Genomic DNA, 16,177 nt, shown 5'->3' on the forward strand with positions numbered 1-16,177 from the left:
CGGCTTACCCTCGCACGGCCTCTCCGAGGCCGGTCTTCCCGTGGGCGGCTCTCCCGCGGCCAGTCCCTCCTCAGGCGCCTCTCCCGAGCGAGCCCTCTCGGCGGATGACTTCCTCCCGGACGGCTCTCCCGCAGCTGGCCCTCCCGTGGACGGCCCGCCCGCAGCCAGCCCCTCCAGGGACGGCTTACCCTCGCACCGCCTCTCCGACGTCGGCTCACCCGAGACCGGCCCCTCCAGGGACGGCTCACCCGCAGACCACCCCTCCGCAGCTGGCCCTCCCGTGGACGGCCCACCCGAGACCGGCCCCTCCACGGACGGCCCACCCGCAGCTGGCCCTCCCGTGGATGGCCCTCCCGCAGTCAGCCTCTCCGGGGCCGGCCCTTCCGCAGTCAGCCCCTCCACGGACGGTTCACCCGCAGACGGACCCTCCGCGGCCAACCCCTCCGCAGCCATCCCCCTCGCCACACCCCCCAACTCCAAGGCCCCCCGAATCACCCCCAACTCCCGCTCCAGCTCCTCCGGTTCGGGGAAGTTCTCGTCCCGTTCCAGCAGTACCCCCGGCGGGGACACGCGGGACGCGAGGTCGGTCAGGATGTCGAGGATCGGCTGGGGGACCGGGTGGGCGTGGCTGTCGTGCCAGACGCCGTCGCGTTCGAAGCCGCCCGCGACGTGGACGTAGGCGATGGCCTCCAGCGGGAGTTCGGCGAGTGCCTTGGCCGGGTCTTCGGCGCGGTTGACGTGGTTGGTGTGGAGGTTGGCGACGTCGATGAGGAGGCGTACGCCCGTGCGGTCGGCGAGTTCGTACAGGAACTGCCCCTCGGTCATCTCCTCGCCCGGCCAGGAGATGAGCGCGGCGATGTTCTCCACGGCGAGCGGCACCGGCAGCGCGTCCTGGGCGATACGGACGTTCTCGCACAGCACGTCGAGGGCGTCCCGGGTGCGGGGGACCGGCAGGAGATGTCCCGCTTCCAGCCGCGGGGACGCGGTCAGCGCACCGCCCGCCCGTACGAACGCGATGTGCTCGGTGACCAGCGGCGACCCCAGCGCCTCCACCCGCTCGGCGAGCGCGGCGAGCCGCTCGGCGTCGGGCCGGTCCGCGCCGCCGAGGCCCAGCGAGACGCCGTGCGGGATCACGGTCACCCCGCGCGCCCGCAGCCGTACCAGGGACTCGGGAAGATGCCCGGGGCAGACGTTCTCGGCGACCGTCTCGACCCAGTCGATGCCCGGCATGCGTTCCACGGCTTCCGCGATCTCCGGACGCCATCCGATCCCCGTGCCCAGTCGCTTCATCGTCCCCTCCTCGGCCTCTTCCGTACCCGCTGTCCCGTCTCCTCGGACGTGCCGGACGTGACGGGGGTATGGCCCCGAGGGTCCCGCCCGAACCCCGCGGGCGGCACCTTCAGAGCAACATTTGAGGTTGGGGCCCACACCTGTGTTCCACACCCTGCGCCCCGCGCCTCGCTTCCCGCGCACGGCCGCTGTCGCAGGCGGCCACCGCAAGGTCGTACGCGCGAGGTGGCAGGGATGTTCAAACGCCCGGCGTCCGCCGCAGCGCCGGGTGGTCGGCGACGACGGTGCAGGACCCGGGCGCGATCTCCGTGAACCCCGCGTCCCGCACCACCGGCAGCCCACTGGTCGTCAGCTCGGCCCAACGCCCTGGCCGCGCGGTCCGTACGGCGAGCGGGAACCCCGCGTCGCGCCAGCCGTCCCGCTCCTCGTCCGACAGCTCCCACCAGGCGAGCTGCGCTGCGTGCCCCGCCTGCGCCATCGCCTTGCCGGCCGACATGTCGAGGTCGGGGTTCAGCCAGAGCACGGGCGCCGACGGATCGGCGTCCACGGGCGGCTCCGGATCGTCGAGGTCGGTCCCGGACACCTGGAGCTTCGCCAGCTCCTTGGGCCACCCGTCCAGGGGCACGGGCGGGAACACCCGCACCTCGGACGACTTGCCGGTGACCGTGATGCCCGGCAGCCCTTCCGCCCGCCGCCATTCGGCGCCGCGAGCCCGCCGCACCACCTTGCGGATACGGGCGTCCTGCCAGTCCCGCACGGCCTCGGCCCACTCGCCTTCGCCGAGGGACCGCTCGTCGCTCAGCATGACCAGCACCGCGCGGGCGGCGGTTTCCAGGGCGTCCGTACGGGGCGGGGGAGCGGTCCGCTCGATGCGGACGACGAGGGGCAGGACGAACTGCGGCGCCTCGTCGCGCGTCGAAGGCTCGGTGCGAAAGGGGCCGGCGTCGGGAACGGACGGGTCACTGGTCACGTCCTCCAGTCTGCCAGGCGGAAGATCCGTTCTTCGGCGCGAGAGGATGGGCCCCATGCAACGCGATCTTCGTCTGGACAACGTGGGCCGCCGCTACGGCATACGCGGCCCCTGGGTCTTACGCGGCGTCCACCTCACGGTGCCCCCCGGCACGCTCATCCGCATCGACGGACCCAACGGCACCGGCAAGTCCACCCTCCTGCGCCTCCTGGCCCGCATAGACGCCCCCTCCGAAGGCCGCGTCACCGGCCGCCCCCGCACCGCATACGTCCCCGAACGCTTCCCCACAGCCCTCCCCTTCACCGCCCTCGGCTATCTGACCCACCTCGGCACCGTCCACGGCCTGTCCCGGCCGGCGGCCACCCGTGCCGCCCTGGAGTGGCTCGACCGCTTCGGCGCCGCCTCCTACGCCCGCACGCCGATGGCCCAGCTGTCGAAGGGCAGCAGCCAGAAGGTCGCCGTCGTCCAGGCTCTCCTCGCCGAACCGGAGCTGCTCGTCCTGGACGAGGCGTGGACCGGCCTCGACGCCGACGCCCGCGCGGAGCTGGAGCGTGCGGTCGCCGAACGCACGGCGGGCGGCACCGCCGTGGTCTTCGTGGACCACGACCCGAGCCGCCTGGCGGGGGCGCCCGATGCGACGTACACCGTGCGGGACACGGGACTGGACCGCCGTACGGAACCGGCACCTTCGAATCCCACCGGCCCGCACGTGATCGTCGTCGTCCAGGGCCCGCGTGCCGCGCAACTCCCCACCGACGTGCCCCGCACCGTCGCATCGGTCGAGGAACTCACGCCCGGCACCCACCGCCTCACCGTCCCCGCGTCCCACTCGGACGTCGTCCTGCGCACCCTGCTGACCGCCCGCCCGTCATGGCACGTGGTGAGCGTGAGCCAGGAGAGACCTGCCCAACCCGAAACCGAGAGCCGCCGATGACGCCGATGAACGCCCTCCTCCGCTACCAGGCCGCCCTGCTGGCCCGCTCGCAGCGCTGGCTGCCGCCGTTCATCCTGTACGCCGTCTTCCTGGCCGTGGGTGTGCAGAGCGGGCAGCCCGTGCTCGACTCGCTCGGCTACGCGGCCGCGGCCCTGCTGCCCGTCGCCGCCTGGCTGGTGCGGATCTGCGTCACCAACGAGCCGCCCGCCGCCCGCAGTTGCGTCTCCGCGGCCGTCGGCCCGGGGCGGGCGCACCTCGCCGCGCTGTTGGTGGCGCTGGCCGCGGCGGCGGCCCTCGGTACGGTGGCGACCGTCGTCGTCACCCTGATCAGCAACCCGGCCGGCGCCGACCTCCAGACCCGCGTGCCGCGGTTGCCCGCGGGCGCCGCCGGGCTGCTCGCCGCGCTGGCCTGCGCCCTGCTCGGAACCGCCGTCGGCGCCCTCACCAGCTGGCCGCTGCTGCGCTCGACCGGCCGCGCGGTCCCCACGATGCTGCTCGCGGCCCTGCTGTCGGTGGTGGTGACCGGCTCCCCGGCCCACGCGGCGGTCAGCGGCCTGGTCACCGGCTCCCGCTCGGGCACGGTTCCCCTGCCCCTGCTCCCCTTGGCCGCGGCGGCCCTGCTCACGGCGGCAGCGACGGCCGTGGCCTGCGCGCTCACGTCCCGCAGATCACCCTGAACGGCAGGTCACCCCGAACGGCAGGTCATCCCGAACACGCCGTGCGCTGCGCCTCCTGCCACTCGCACACCGGGCAGAGCGTGATCCCCTTGTAGGACTCCGGGTACTCCGTAGGCTCCCGGCACAGCACACACTCCGCATACGGCGGCCCGTCCGCCTTGGGCGGCCTGGTCGCGTCGATCAGGCAGTAGTCGGTCGTGGGCTGTTCCTCGCTCATGTCCCCAGCGTACGAGCGTCACCGCCGCCCGCGGGCAGCCCCGATCAGCTCGGACACCTTGACGAACCGGAAGCCCTTCCCGCGCAGCTCGGGCACGACGCTCCGCACCACCCGCTCGGTCGTCGGAGCGGCGCTGAGCGTGCAGTGCAGGACGACCACGGACCCGGGCCGCACCCCGTCCAGCACCTCCCGGGCGACCGCGCGGGCGTCCGTCGCGAACGCGTCCCCGCTCACCACGTCCCACTGCACGGCGGTGACCCCGACCGGGGTCAGCGCCTTCAGGGCGCGGCGGTCGTAACAGCCGCCAGGAAACCGGAAGTACGGCATCGGGTCACGGATCCCCACCCTCCGGAACGCGGCGTACGCCCGCTCCACATCCGTCGGCATCCGCTCCTCGTCGACGGTCGGCAGCCCGTAGCAGTCGTCGGTGAAGGCGTGGTGGCTGTACGAGTGGTTGGCGACCTCGAAGAGCGGATCCCGCCCGATGGCCCGGGCCTGCCCCGGGTACTCCTCGGCCCACCGCCCCGTCATGAACACGGTCGCCGGCACCTTCAGCTCCCGCAGGGCCGCAACGAGCCCCGGATTGTCGAACCGCTCGCCGCTCGCCGCCCGCGGCCCCTGATCGGAGGTCATGTCCGCATCGAAGGTGAGCGCGACGGTCTTGTCCCGATCCCGGGGGCCGTGCTTGAAGACGGGGGTCAGACCGGCGGGGCCGGGCGCGAGGGTCGGAGGCTTGGCCGCGGGGGAGGAGGTGGCGGTGGCGCTGGGTGCCGGGAGGGGAGCCCGGGTCGCCTCGGGCGCACACGAGGCGAGTGCGCTCAGTGCCGCGCCCAGGGCGCAGGCGGCGGTGACGCGTCGTACAAGAGTGATCACCGCATGAAGATATGAGGATCAACTGGTCATATCGCCGCATCGACCGGCCCCGCCGGGCCCGTGTCACTCGCCCGGCGGGGCCGGCCTTCTCAGTCGGTGCGGGTGCAGGAGCCCGTCGGTGCGGCGGCCGGAGGGCGGCACTGGAGGGTGGCGTCGGCTGCGGCTGTGCTCAGGTAGCGGCCGAGGCAGTTGTTCACCGTGGTTCGGCCGCGCTCGGCGCAGAAGGTCAGGGCGGCGCGGCCGTCGGGGAAGGGGCCGGGGGCGTAGAACACCCAGTAGCCGCTGCGCAGGGAGGCGTAGTCGTCGCTGCGCAGGACGGCCGCCTCCGGCACGGACCTGCGGATGGTGGCGAGTCGCCGGTCGCGGGCGGCGGTGCCCGAGGCGATGGGTTCGGAGTGGAGCTGGGCGATCCAGCGGCCTTCCGGCGTGCCGACGGGGGTGCCGGCGGGCGGCGTCGGGCTGGGGGTGGATCTCGTGGCCGTCGGGGTCGTCGTGCCGTCGGCCTTGTCGTCGCCGTCGGTGTCGCCGGGGCGCAGCGCGAAGACCAGAGCCGTCGCCGTGGCGATCACCAGCGCCGCGCTCGCCGCCACCACGAGCGGTGTACGGCGTCGAGGGCCCCGCGGCGGCTGCGGAACCGTCGGGCGTGGGGTGTCCTGCTGGGTGGGGGTGGGGACAGGCGGCGGGGTCGGCATCTGGTGGTGCGGGGCGCCGGCGGTCAGCGTCGGGCGAGTCCAGTGCGGTGTCGCCCCCGCCTCCACCTCCGCCAGCATCGCGTCCAGCCGGGCGGCGTCAGGGCGGGCCGCCGGCTCGCGTACCAGCAGGGCATCGAGCACCGGCGTCAGTGGGCCCGAGCGGGTCGGTGCCGGGAGCGGGGCGTCGAGTACGGCGGCCAGGGTGGCGAGGGTGGTGGGGCGGCGCAGGGGGCTGACGCCCTCCACGCACACGTACAGGACCACGCCCAGCGACCACAGGTCGGCAGCCGGTTCGTCGTCGTGGCCCCGGATGCGCTCGGGGGCCATGTACTCGGGTGAACCGACGAGTTCGCCGGTGGCCGTGAGGGCCGTCGTGCCCTGCAGGGCGGCGATGCCGAAGTCGGTGAGGACGGCGTTGCCGTCGGGGCGCAGAAGGATGTTGGCGGGTTTGACGTCCCGGTGCTGGATGCCCGCCGCGTGCGCGGCCCGCAGCGCGGCGAGCACCTGGCGGCCGAGACGGGCCGCCTCCACCGGGGTCAACGGGCCGTCGTCCAGCCGCCGTTGGAGCGAGACTCCCGGCACGAGTTCCATCACGATCCACGGATGCGGTTCGGCGGCCACGATCTGATGAACCGTCACCACATGCGCATGGTTGAGCCGGGCCAGCGCCCGTGCCTCCCGCAGCACCCGCTCGCGCACCACGCCGACCGTGTCCGGGTCGGACCGGACCGCCTTGAGTGCGACCTCGCGGTGCAGCACCGTGTCGCGGGCCCGCCACACGGTGCCCATTCCGCCGCTGCCGAGCCGTTCCACCAGCTCGAAACGGCCGTCGACGACATCCCCCGGTGCGTTCATGCGGCACAGATTAGAGGACGCCGGAGAGGCGACCTCCGCTTGGGGAGGCGTGACGGGGGGGGGAGGCTACTTGCGCCAGGGCCCCGTCACCGCGAACGTCGTACCCGGCGTGTAGCAGTTGACGTACATCGTCTCGCCGTCGGGCGAGAAAGTGACGCCGGCGAACTCGCCCCACTCCGGCTCCGCGGGGGTCCCCATGTTCTGGGCGTTGCGCGCCATCGCGTACACCTCGCCGCCTCGCGTCACGCCGAACACGTGCTGGGCGCCGTTGCCGTCCTCGCACACCATCAGGCCGCCGCTGGGGGCGAGGCAGATGTTGTCCGGGGACTCGCCGGGGAGCTGCAGGTTCGTGTCGGGGCCGAAGACGATCACGAGGGTGAGGCGGCGCGCGGTGGGGTCGTAGCGCCAGATCTGGCCGTAGTGGTCCGCCGCCGAGCCCTCCGCTCTGCGGGCGAAGGAGGAGACGAAGTAGACGCTGCGGCCGCCCCAGTAGCAGCCCTCCAGCTTCTGCGCGTGCGTGATGCCCTTCGGGCCGAAGTCCTGGTGACGGATGGGGGTTTGGGTGGCGAGCGGGTCCGGTACGTCGACCCACTCGATCTTCTCGAAGCTCGCGCCCGTCTCCTGGATCGAGGAGAGGTCGGGTACGCCCGGCACGCGCATCGCCTGGAGGCGGCCGCCCGCGCGCAGGGTGCCCAGGCCGCCGCGCGGCTGGTGGGGCAGGAAGCGGTAGAAGAGGCCGAAGGGCTTCTCGAAGGCGTCCTCGGTCTCGTAGACGATGCCGCGCCCTGGGTCCACCGCGATCGCCTCGTGCTGGAAGCGGCCCATCGCGGTCAGCGGGACCGCGCCGGAGCGGTGCGGGTTGGCCGGGTCGACCTCGAAGATGAAGCCGTGGTCCTTGGTGTAGCCGTTGGTGCCCGCTCTGTCCTCGGTCTCCTCGCAGGTCAGCCAGGTGCCCCAAGGTGTGGGCCCGCCCGCGCAGTTGACGGCCGTACCGGCGATGGCGACGCGCTCGGACAGGACCCGGCCGTGGGAGTCCAGCGTCAGCGCCGTACAGCCGCCCTTGCCCGCCGGGTCGTAGGTCAGGCCCGCGACGGTCGGGACGGGGACTTTCGCGGTGACGCGGTTCTCGTGGTTGCGCACCAGGTGGACGCGGCCGTGCCGGCCGGGCAGGGCCGTCATGCCGTCGTGGTTGGACGGGACCGGGCCCTCGCCGGAGCGGAGCTGGTCGCCCTCGCGGGAGAGGACCCGGTAGGAGAAACCTTCCGGCAGATCGAGCAGGCCCTTCGGGTCGGGCACCAGCGGGCCGTACCCGGTGTGACCCAGGTTCTGCGCGGCGGCGGTCCCCGCGAAGAGTTCGGTGAGGTTTCCGGCGAAGGCGATCGAGACGCCCACCGCCCCGGTACGGGCGAGGAGCTGACGGCGTGTCGTACGACCGACGGTCGTGTTCTCGGACATGGGGCAACCTTCCTGCTGGCGGACAGGAACTGTGACCCCGCCGTGTCTATCACCTGGTGCGTGTCGCCGGAACCACGCGCGTAGCGTGTGTCACTTCTGAAGGGGCTGCCCGGGGGCGTCCGGCGTGGGTTCCCGGATGGACTCCTGGCTGGACTCCTCGACGGCCGCACGCTCGCCGACGGGCCCGACCTCGTGCTCCGGCGGCGGCTGTGCCCCCCTCTCCAGGAACCGCAGCAGCTCCACCGGGATGGGCAGCACCAGCGTGGAGTTCTTCTCCGCCGCCACGGCCATCACCGTCTGCAGCAGCCGCAGCTGGAGGGCGGAGGGCGCGTCGGCCATCTGGTGCGCGGCCTCGGCCAGCTTCTTGGAGGCCTGGAGTTCGGCGTCGGCGTTGATGACCCGGGCCCGCCGCTCGCGGTCGGCCTCGGCCTGCCGGGCCATGGAGCGCTTCATCGTGTCGGGCAGGGACACGTCCTTGATCTCGACGCGGTCGATCTGCACGCCCCAGCCGATCGCCGGACTGTCGATCATCAGCTCCAGGCCCTGGTTGAGCTTCTCGCGGTTGGACAGCAGATCGTCCAGATCGCTCTTGCCGATGATCGAGCGCAGCGACGTCTGCGCCATCTGGGAGACGGCGAAGCGGTAGTCCTCGACGTTGATGATCGCCGCCGCCGCGTCCACGACCTTGAAGTACACGACCGCGTCGACCCGCACGGTCACGTTGTCACGGGTGATGCCCTCCTGGGCGGGCACGGGCATCGTCACGATCTGCATGTTGACCTTGTGGAGCCGGTCGACGGCGGGGACGATCAGCGTGAATCCCGGCGGGCGTACGGTGCCCCGCAGACGTCCGAGCCGCAGGATCACCCCGCGCTCGTACTGCTTGACGACCCGCGCGGCGGCCGCGAGATACACCAGTCCCGCCGCGCCGACGCCCACGGCCGCGCCCAGCAACTCCTCGACCATGACGCCTCCTCATCGAGAGGCCCGTTCCGTATTCTCCTGTAACGATATGCCCGGTGTCCGGTCCGGGGCCATGGACGGCCCCGGACCGGAGTCGTACATCGGTCATACGCCGGTCATACGCCGGTCATACGCCGGTCATACGCCGGTCATACGCCGGTCATACGCCGGTCATACGACGGTCAGGCGCCGATCAGGGCGTGGTGACCCGCACCGGTTCCGTTCCTGCCGCGGTGGGGGTACCTCCCGCTTCGAGCGAAGTCGAGAAGTGGGGGAGCCGCTCGGCCCAGTTCTCCAGGGCCGTACGGCAGGCGTGGTCGAGGTGGTGCAGGCCGGAGAGGTCCAGCTCCACCGGGCGGTCCTGGGGCAGGGCCTCCAGACTGTCGAGGATCTTCGGCAGCCTGAGGAAGGTCGCGTTGCCCGACAGGTACGCCTGGATCGGGCCGGCGCCCTTGTCGATGACCTCCATCTTCATGTGCGAGGCCTCCCAGGCGGTCTTGGCGACCGACAGGGCCAGACCGAACAGCACGCCCTCGAACATGTTCACCGCGACGATCGAGACGGCGGTGGCGACGAGGATCAGCGCCTCGCCCCGGTGACCCCGCCACAGGGAGACGATCCCGCGGAAGGGGATCAGCTTGAAGCCGGCGTGGACCAGGATGCCGGCCAGCGCCGGGATCGGGATCAGCGCCAGAGTGGCGGGCAGCAGCGCCGCGAACAGCAGCAGCCACACGCCGTGCATGACACGGGACGCCTTGGTCTTCGCGCCCGCCTGGACGTTGGCGGAGCTGCGCACGATGACCGCGGTCATCGGCAACGCGCCGAGCGCACCGCAGACCGCGTTGCCCGCGCCCTGCGCCATCAGCTCCTTGTCGTACTCGGTGCGCGGCCCGTCGTGCAGCCGGTCCACGGCCGCGGCGCTGAACAGCGACTCGGCCGACGCGATGAGCGTGAAGGCGACGACCGTGGCGAGCACGCCGACGTGTCCGAGTTCGCCGAAGGCGCTCAGGGAGGGCGGCTGGATGGAGCCCAGCAGGCCCTTGACCTCGACGGTGGCGACGGGCAGGGAGAACACCACGGCGACCAGCGTCGCCAGGCCGACCGCGGCGAGCGGACCGGGAACCGTGCGCACCTTGCCCGGCATCCGCTTCCACAGCACCAGGACGGCGATGGTGCCGGCGCCCAGTCCCAGCGAGGCCGGCGCCCCGGTGTTCCCGGCGGCATCGGCGAGCGCGCCGGGCAGGCCCGCTATCTTCGCCAGGCCGGAGGCGGGCGCCTTGGCGTCCGCGACCGCGTAGAGCTGTCCGGCGATGAGCACGAGGCCGATACCGGCCAGCATGCCCTCGACGACGGAGACCGAGATGGCCCGGAACCAGCGCCCCAGCTTCAGGGCGCCCATGAGGAGCTGGAGCGCGCCGGTGGCGAGCACGAGCACACCGAGGATCGGCAGCCCGAACTCCTGGACGGCCTCGAAGACCAGCACGGTCAGACCGGCGGCGGGTCCGGAGACCTGAAGGCTGCTGCCGCGCATCATGCCGGTGACGATGCCGCCGACGATGCCGGTGACGAGTCCGAGCTCGGCGGGCACTCCGGAGGCGACGGCCACGCCGACGCACAGCGGCAGGGCGACCAGGAAGACGACCAACGAGGCGGCGAAGTCCTGCCGCAGGTGGGGGAATTTGGCCATCATGCCCATCACAGCGCCTCGAACGAGTCGGTCTCGGCGCTGTGGGCGCGCACGGCGCCCTTGTGCACCTCGTAGTACCAGGCGTGCAGGCTCAGTTGACGCTCCTTCAGCTTCTTCTCGATGAACGGGTACGAGCGCAGCCGCAGCAACTGCGTCAGCACATGGGCCTGGACGCCTTCGGCGACCTCGGGGTCCTCGACGGCGCCGGTCGGGCGCGGGGTGGCGTGCGCGAGCCAGTCGCGCACGGCCGGTACGGCGTCCAGGTCGTCGCCGCGCACCAGCGCGCCGACGGCACCGCAGTGGGAGTGGCCGCAGACCACGATGTCGCTGACGCCGAGGACCTCCACGGCGTACTCGATGGTGGCCGCCTCGCTGGTGGGGTGCTCGGAGGCGTACGGCGGGACGATGTTGCCCGCGGTGCGCAGCTCGAAGAGCTCGCCGGGGCGGGCGCCCGTGATCAGGGCCGGTACGACCCGTGAGTCGGAGCAGGTGATGAACAGGACCTGAGGGGACTGCCCTTCGGCCAGCTTGGCGAACTCCTCAGGGCGCTGTCCGAACGTACGGGCGTTGTCGATGAGGGGCTGCATATGTGGTGACTCCTCCTGGCGCGCTGCAGTGGCGCGTCGGGGTTTACATGACAGAGGTGGGGGACTGCTCTGCTTCTCAGCAGCGGAAGACCTGAAGTCCCGCCGGAGTGTGGGACGTCGAGGATCTCGACGTGCGCTGGTGCGCGGCGCCGGCTCTGGCCGGCTGGTGCGCGGACGCGGGGTCCCGGGTGAGCAACGGTCGGTCGGGCGCCTGGGGCCCGGAGTCGGCGTAGCGCAGATGGTCACGGGTGCGCAGCGGACCGGTCGGGTCCCCATCACCCGAGGGCACGCAGTGGCGGGACGTGAGGGTTTCGTCGCGCAGCGCCTTCCCGGAGAGCTTGATTCCGGGCTGGGCTTTGGCCTTCGCCTGACTGACTGTGTGCGCGTGTGCGAAGGATGCCGCGGGTGCGAAGAACTGGAGGGCGAGCAGGACGGCGGCGAGGATCGAAATCGCGGTCCGAACCGTCGTACCTCGGAACATGCGCCCCCCTCCAGTCGGTCCACACCTCTTGCGCGTGCCAACACTTGGTCAACCGTTGGTCAAGAAACACATTAGCCCGGCAAAGTTGTTTGCAGGGTTAACTTAGCGTTTCGAGCTGAAGAGAGCCTGAAACGCGAGGGTGGCATGGCTCGAACTCCCCCTTGACTTGGGGGAGTTGGCCAGTCGGGAGACGTCAGGCGGTGACGAGGCCCTGCGCGTCGCGCGCCAGGGCGGTGAGGCGCGAGATGGCGCGGAAGTACTTCTTGCGGTAGCCGCCCTTGAGCATGTCCTCGCTGAACAGCTTGTCGAAGGGCAGTCCGGAGGCCAGGACCGGGACCTCGCGGTCGTAGAGCCGGTCCGCGAGCACGACGAGCCGCAGCGCGGTGGACTGGTCCGGAATCGGCTGGACGTCGGTGAGGCACACGGCGTTCAGGCCATCGGTCAGAGCGCCGTAACGACTGGGGTGGACGCGAGCCAGGTGGTCCAGCAGGTGCGGGAAGTCGTCGAGGGAGGCGCCCTCGGTGGCGTACGCCGCCTTCGTCACCTGCTCCTCGGAGTACGGCGCCGGCGCCTCGGGCAGGCCGCGGTGGCGGTAGTCCTCGCCGTCGATGCGCAGCGCGCGGAAGTGGGCCGAAAGGCCCTGGATCTCCCGCAGGAAGTCGGCCGCCGCGAAGCGGCCCTCGCCGAGCTTGCCGGGGAGGGTGTTGGAGGTGGCGGCGAGCGCGACGCCCGCGTCGACGAGCTTGCCGAGCAGGGTCGAGACGAGGACGGTGTCGCCGGGGTCGTCGAGCTCGAACTCGTCGATGCAGAGGAGGCGGTGGCCGGAGAGGGTCTGGACCGTCTGCTGGAAGCCGAGGGCGCCGACGAGGTTCGTCAGCTCCACGAAGGTGCCGAACGCCTTGAGGGACGGATCGGCCGGGGTGGCGTGCCAGAGGGAGGCGAGCAGATGGGTCTTGCCGACGCCGTAGCCGCCGTCGAGGTAGACGCCGCGGGGTCCCGCGGGAACCTTGGGGGCCTTGGCCCTGCCGAAGCCCAGGAAGCCGCGCCTGGTCTTGCCGGCACCGCTGGCGTGCGCACCGCCGAGCCCGGCGGCGAAGCCCTCCAGGACGCCGACCGCCTCGGTCTGGCTGGGCTGGTTCGGGTCCGGTAGGTACGTGCTGAACCGGACCGAGTCGAACCGCGGCGGCGGCACCATCTCGGCGACCAGCCGGTCCGCGGGAACGTGCGGCTCACGGGCGCACAAGGACAGCGGGCTCGCTTCGGCTATCGCGTGCGGACCGGAGGCGGCGGAGGATGACGACACGGTTCACCATGCTAATCGCCGTGCCACACTCCTTGACATGCGACGCCTGTTCCCTGTGACCGATGAAACAGCAGCGAGGGCCGCCGGCGGTTCGGCCGGGGAGGAGGGGGGTGGAGCTGTCGATGCGGGGGGTGTGGCCCAGGGCTCTGGTGGGCCTTCGGGGGCTGGGGCCGGTGGCGAGGCCGGTGGTGAGGGTGCCTGGATCTCGGGCGGGTGCCCTGTCGACGGTGGTGCCCATGAGGTCGGTGCTGCGGGGCGTGGGGCTCGGCGTGGGGGTGGTGCCGGGGGTGGCTTTCCTGGTGGGGACCTGATCGACCGCGAGTGGTCTCTCGCCGAGATCGCCGCCGCGTATGCCTATCCCGAGCCGGGGCCCGGCGGGGCGCGGCCCTGGCTGCGGGCCAACATGGTGTCCACGTTGGACGGGGCCGCCCAGCACGACGGGCGCTCGCAGCCCATCTCCACCGCGACCGACATGCGGATCTTCGGCACGCTGCGGGGTCTGGCGGACGTCGTGATCGTCGGCGCTGAAACGGTACGTCTGGAGGGGTACCGTCCGGCACGCGCGCGTGCGGAGTTCGCGGACGCGCGTGAGGCGGCCGGGCAAGGGCCTGCCCCGGCCATCGCGGTGGTGAGCGCGAGCCTGGACCTCGACTACGGCCTTCCGCTCTTCACCTCGCCCTTGGTGCCGACCCTCGTCCTCACCGGTGCTGCCGCTGCTCCGGACCGCATCGCGACCGCGGAGAAGGCGGGCGCCCAGGTGGTGATCGCCGGTGACGGCGTCGGCGTCGACCCCGTACGCGCTGTCCAGGCCCTCGCCGAGCTCGGCCATACCCGGCTGCTGACCGAGGGCGGCCCACGGCTGCTCGGGCAGCTGGTGGCCGCCGGGGTGCTCGACGAGCTCTGTCTGACGATCTCCCCGATGCTCACCGCCGGTGACGCGCAGCGCATCGCCGGAGGGCCCTCGGTGGCGGTACCGAAGCGGTTCGAGCTGGTGTCGCTGCTGGAGGAGGAGGGGTTCCTGTTCGGCCGGTACCGGCGGACGTGAGGATGGTTCGAGTGGTGCGGAAAAGGGTTCTATCGGTGTCGAGGTCCTGAAAACGGCGGAATCTACCGTTCCGTTTGGCTTCCGCCGGGCACACTGAAAGTCGCAGTCCCCGTGCGAGCGCGGGGCAGGATGGTTTCCGCAGAAGGGGCGCCCGGTGTTCACAAGCGTTTTGATGATCGAGAAGGCCCTGACGTCCGCCGACGTGGAGTTCGTCACCACCTTGCACGGGGACGAGCAGGTCGCCTTCCATGTGTTGCTCCAGCCGCGCGGTGAGCAGGCCGACAGACTGTTGCGCGCCATCGACGACATCGCGCTCGGCGAGCTGGACGAGGCGGTCCGGGAGGGGAAGGCGCCGGAGGGCGAGGAGGCGCTGAGCACGGGGGAGCGGGCGCTGGAAGTGTCGCTCACGGCCCTGCGCGGGACCGGGGCGGACGCCGTGGGGCGGCTCTTGGAGGACCATCCGCTCGACGCGCTCAAGGCCTTGGTGGACGAGGTCGGTGCGGACGAGGTGATCGTGTTGACCGATCCCCACTACGTGGAGGAGTTCTTCCACCGGGACTGGGCGTCGAGGGCTCGGCACCGGGTGGGGGTGCCGGTGCTGAAGCTTTTCTCGCACAGCAAGGTTTAGGGATGTGCGGGGGAGCGCCGTAGGGGGTCCTGGATGTTGCCGCCCTGCGTCCATGTGCGAGGCCCATTTCCTCACCCCATAGGCTGGGGCCTCATCGTCGTATCGCAATCTTGGGAGAACACGCATGGCACCCGGCCTTCCCACCGCCATGGACCGACCGCACTTCATCGGCATCGGTGGGGCCGGAATGTCGGGGATCGCGAAGATTCTCGCGCAGCGTGGGGCCAAGGTGGCGGGCAGCGATGCCAAGGAGTCGGGGACTGCTGAGGCGCTGCGGGCGCTCGGGGTGACCGTGCACATCGGGCATGCGGCGGAGCACCTCGCCGACGATGCCAGCTGTGTCGTCGTGTCGTCGGCGATCCGGCAGGACAACCCGGAGCTGGCCCGCGCCGCCGAGCTGGGCATCCCGGTGGTGCACCGCTCCGACGCGCTCGCCGCGCTGATGGACGGGCTGCGCCCGATCGCCGTCGCCGGTACGCACGGCAAGACGACCACGACGTCGATGCTCGCCGTCTCCCTGAGCGAGCTCGGCCTCAAGCCGTCGTACGCCATCGGCGGCGACCTCGACGCCCCCGGCTCGAACGCCCTGCACGGCGACGGCGACATCTTCGTGGCGGAGGCGGACGAATCGGACCGCAGCTTCCACAAGTACGCGCCCGACGTCGCGATCGTCCTGAACGTCGAGCTCGACCACCACGCCAACTACGCGTCGATGGACGAGATCTACGAGTCCTTCGAGACGTTCGCGGACCGCATCACCGAGGGCGGCACGCTGGTGATCTCGGCGGACCAGGACGGGGCGCGGGAGCTGACCCGGCGGGTCGCGGCGCGCGACGTGCGGGTGGTGACGTACGGCGAGGCGGAGGACGCCGGCGTACGGGTCCTGTCCGTGCTGGCGCAGGGGCTGAAGAGCCAGGTCACCGTCCTCCTCGACGGCCAGGAGCTCACCTTCACGGTCTCCGTCCCCGGCCGCCACTACGCGCTCAACGCCGTGGCCGCGCTGGCGGCGGGTGCGGCGCTCGGTGTCCCGGCCGCCGAGCTGGCCCCGGCGCTGGCCGGGTACACGGGCGTCAAGCGGCGTCTTCAGCTCAAGGGCGAGGCCGCGGGTGTCCAGGTCATCGACTCCTACGCCCACCACCCGACCGAGATGACGGCCGACCTGGAGGCCATGCGCGCGGCCGCCGGTGACGCCCGGATCGTGGTCGTCTACCAGCCCCACCTCTTCTCCCGGACGCAGGAACTGGGCAAGGAGATGGGCCAGGCCCTCGCCCTCGCGGACTCCTCGCTGGTCCTGGACATCTATCCGGCCCGCGAGGACCCGATCCCCGGCGTCACCAGCGACCTGGTCATCGAGGCGGCCCGGGCGGCGAACGCCGAGGTGACGGCCGTGCACGACAAGGGCGAGGTGTCCTCGCTGATCGCGGGAATGGCGAAGCCCGGTGATCTCGTTCTCACCATGGGCGCGGGCGATGTCACCGACCTCGGCCCGCTCATCCTGGACCGCCTGTCGAAGTGAGGGG

16 protein-coding genes are annotated in these 16,177 nt (G+C 71.9%); 5 read left to right on the plus strand and 11 right to left on the minus strand.

What is annotated here, in order from left to right; translation table 11 throughout:
- Together ADL12_RS56800 and ADL12_RS25725 are read right to left on the minus strand one after the other, a co-directional pair.
- Positions 1-1,290, minus strand: a 1,290-nt coding sequence (locus ADL12_RS56800) for an MbnB/TglH/ChrH family RiPP precursor modification enzyme (RefSeq protein WP_244188054.1), incomplete at its 3' end; no start/stop codon positions are given.
- Between the two features lie 238 nt (positions 1,291-1,528).
- Positions 1,529-2,260, minus strand: coding sequence for an aminoacyl-tRNA hydrolase (locus ADL12_RS25725; RefSeq protein ID WP_062705598.1), 732 nt, complete (start codon positions 2,258-2,260; stop codon positions 1,529-1,531).
- A gap of 55 nt (positions 2,261-2,315) precedes the next feature.
- Between ADL12_RS25725 and ADL12_RS25730 the strand changes: the two genes are divergently transcribed.
- Entirely contained in the window at positions 2,316-3,194 is an 879-nt protein-coding gene (locus ADL12_RS25730; RefSeq protein ID WP_062705600.1) for an ABC transporter ATP-binding protein, read from the plus strand.
- 5 nt (positions 3,195-3,199) lie between these two features.
- Positions 3,200-3,871: a hypothetical protein gene (locus tag ADL12_RS25735; RefSeq protein ID WP_062705749.1), complete on the plus strand. Its 672-nt coding sequence runs from the start codon at positions 3,200-3,202 to the stop codon at positions 3,869-3,871.
- Between the two features lie 25 nt (positions 3,872-3,896).
- On the opposite strand, the gene ADL12_RS25740 is transcribed toward ADL12_RS25735, so the two are convergent.
- The 9 genes from ADL12_RS25740 to zapE all read right to left on the minus strand — a co-directional run bounded on the left by ADL12_RS25740 (position 3,897) and on the right by zapE (position 12,984).
- Positions 3,897-4,088: a hypothetical protein gene (locus tag ADL12_RS25740; protein ID WP_062705602.1), complete on the minus strand. Its 192-nt coding sequence runs from the start codon at positions 4,086-4,088 to the stop codon at positions 3,897-3,899.
- Positions 4,089-4,106: 18 nt separating this feature from the next.
- Entirely contained in the window at positions 4,107-4,961 is an 855-nt protein-coding gene (locus ADL12_RS25745; RefSeq protein ID WP_062705604.1) for a polysaccharide deacetylase family protein, read from the minus strand.
- Positions 4,962-5,050: 89 nt separating this feature from the next.
- Positions 5,051-6,508 carry a serine/threonine-protein kinase gene (locus tag ADL12_RS25750; RefSeq protein WP_062705606.1) on the minus strand — a complete coding sequence of 486 codons (1,458 nt, stop codon included), beginning with the start codon at positions 6,506-6,508 and terminating at the stop codon, positions 5,051-5,053.
- Between the two features lie 66 nt (positions 6,509-6,574).
- Entirely contained in the window at positions 6,575-7,963 is a 1,389-nt protein-coding gene (locus tag ADL12_RS25755) for a PhoX family protein (protein WP_062705608.1), read from the minus strand.
- 90 nt (positions 7,964-8,053) lie between these two features.
- Positions 8,054-8,929: a slipin family protein gene (locus tag ADL12_RS25760; protein ID WP_062705610.1), complete on the minus strand. Its 876-nt coding sequence runs from the start codon at positions 8,927-8,929 to the stop codon at positions 8,054-8,056.
- 190 nt (positions 8,930-9,119) lie between these two features.
- A complete protein-coding gene (locus ADL12_RS25765; RefSeq protein WP_062705750.1) occupies positions 9,120-10,616 on the minus strand; it encodes a SulP family inorganic anion transporter in 1,497 nt (498 codons plus the stop codon).
- 5 nt (positions 10,617-10,621) lie between these two features.
- Entirely contained in the window at positions 10,622-11,200 is a 579-nt protein-coding gene (locus ADL12_RS25770) for a carbonic anhydrase (protein WP_062705612.1), read from the minus strand.
- 76 nt (positions 11,201-11,276) lie between these two features.
- Positions 11,277-11,681: a hypothetical protein gene (locus ADL12_RS25775; protein ID WP_062705613.1), complete on the minus strand. Its 405-nt coding sequence runs from the start codon at positions 11,679-11,681 to the stop codon at positions 11,277-11,279.
- A 193-nt stretch (positions 11,682-11,874) separates the two neighbouring features.
- Positions 11,875-12,984, minus strand: coding sequence for a cell division protein ZapE (zapE, locus tag ADL12_RS25780; protein ID WP_062705614.1), 1,110 nt, complete (start codon positions 12,982-12,984; stop codon positions 11,875-11,877).
- 307 nt (positions 12,985-13,291) lie between these two features.
- Between zapE and ADL12_RS25785 the strand changes: the two genes are divergently transcribed.
- From ADL12_RS25785 to murC, 3 genes are all read left to right on the plus strand, one after another.
- Positions 13,292-14,029: a pyrimidine reductase family protein gene (locus ADL12_RS25785; RefSeq protein ID WP_062705751.1), complete on the plus strand. Its 738-nt coding sequence runs from the start codon at positions 13,292-13,294 to the stop codon at positions 14,027-14,029.
- A 172-nt stretch (positions 14,030-14,201) separates the two neighbouring features.
- On the plus strand, positions 14,202-14,657 hold the full coding sequence (locus ADL12_RS25790) for a hypothetical protein (RefSeq protein ID WP_062705752.1): 456 nt from the start codon (positions 14,202-14,204) through the stop codon (positions 14,655-14,657).
- A gap of 124 nt (positions 14,658-14,781) precedes the next feature.
- The gene (gene murC / locus ADL12_RS25795; protein ID WP_062705615.1) at positions 14,782-16,173 is read left to right on the plus strand and encodes a UDP-N-acetylmuramate--L-alanine ligase; all 1,392 of its coding nucleotides are present in this window, start codon (positions 14,782-14,784) and stop codon (positions 16,171-16,173) included.
- Positions 16,174-16,177: the final 4 nt, after the last annotated feature.

The sequence above is a fragment of the Streptomyces regalis genome, assembly GCF_001509475.1.
Lineage (GTDB): Bacteria > Actinomycetota > Actinomycetes > Streptomycetales > Streptomycetaceae > Streptomyces > Streptomyces regalis.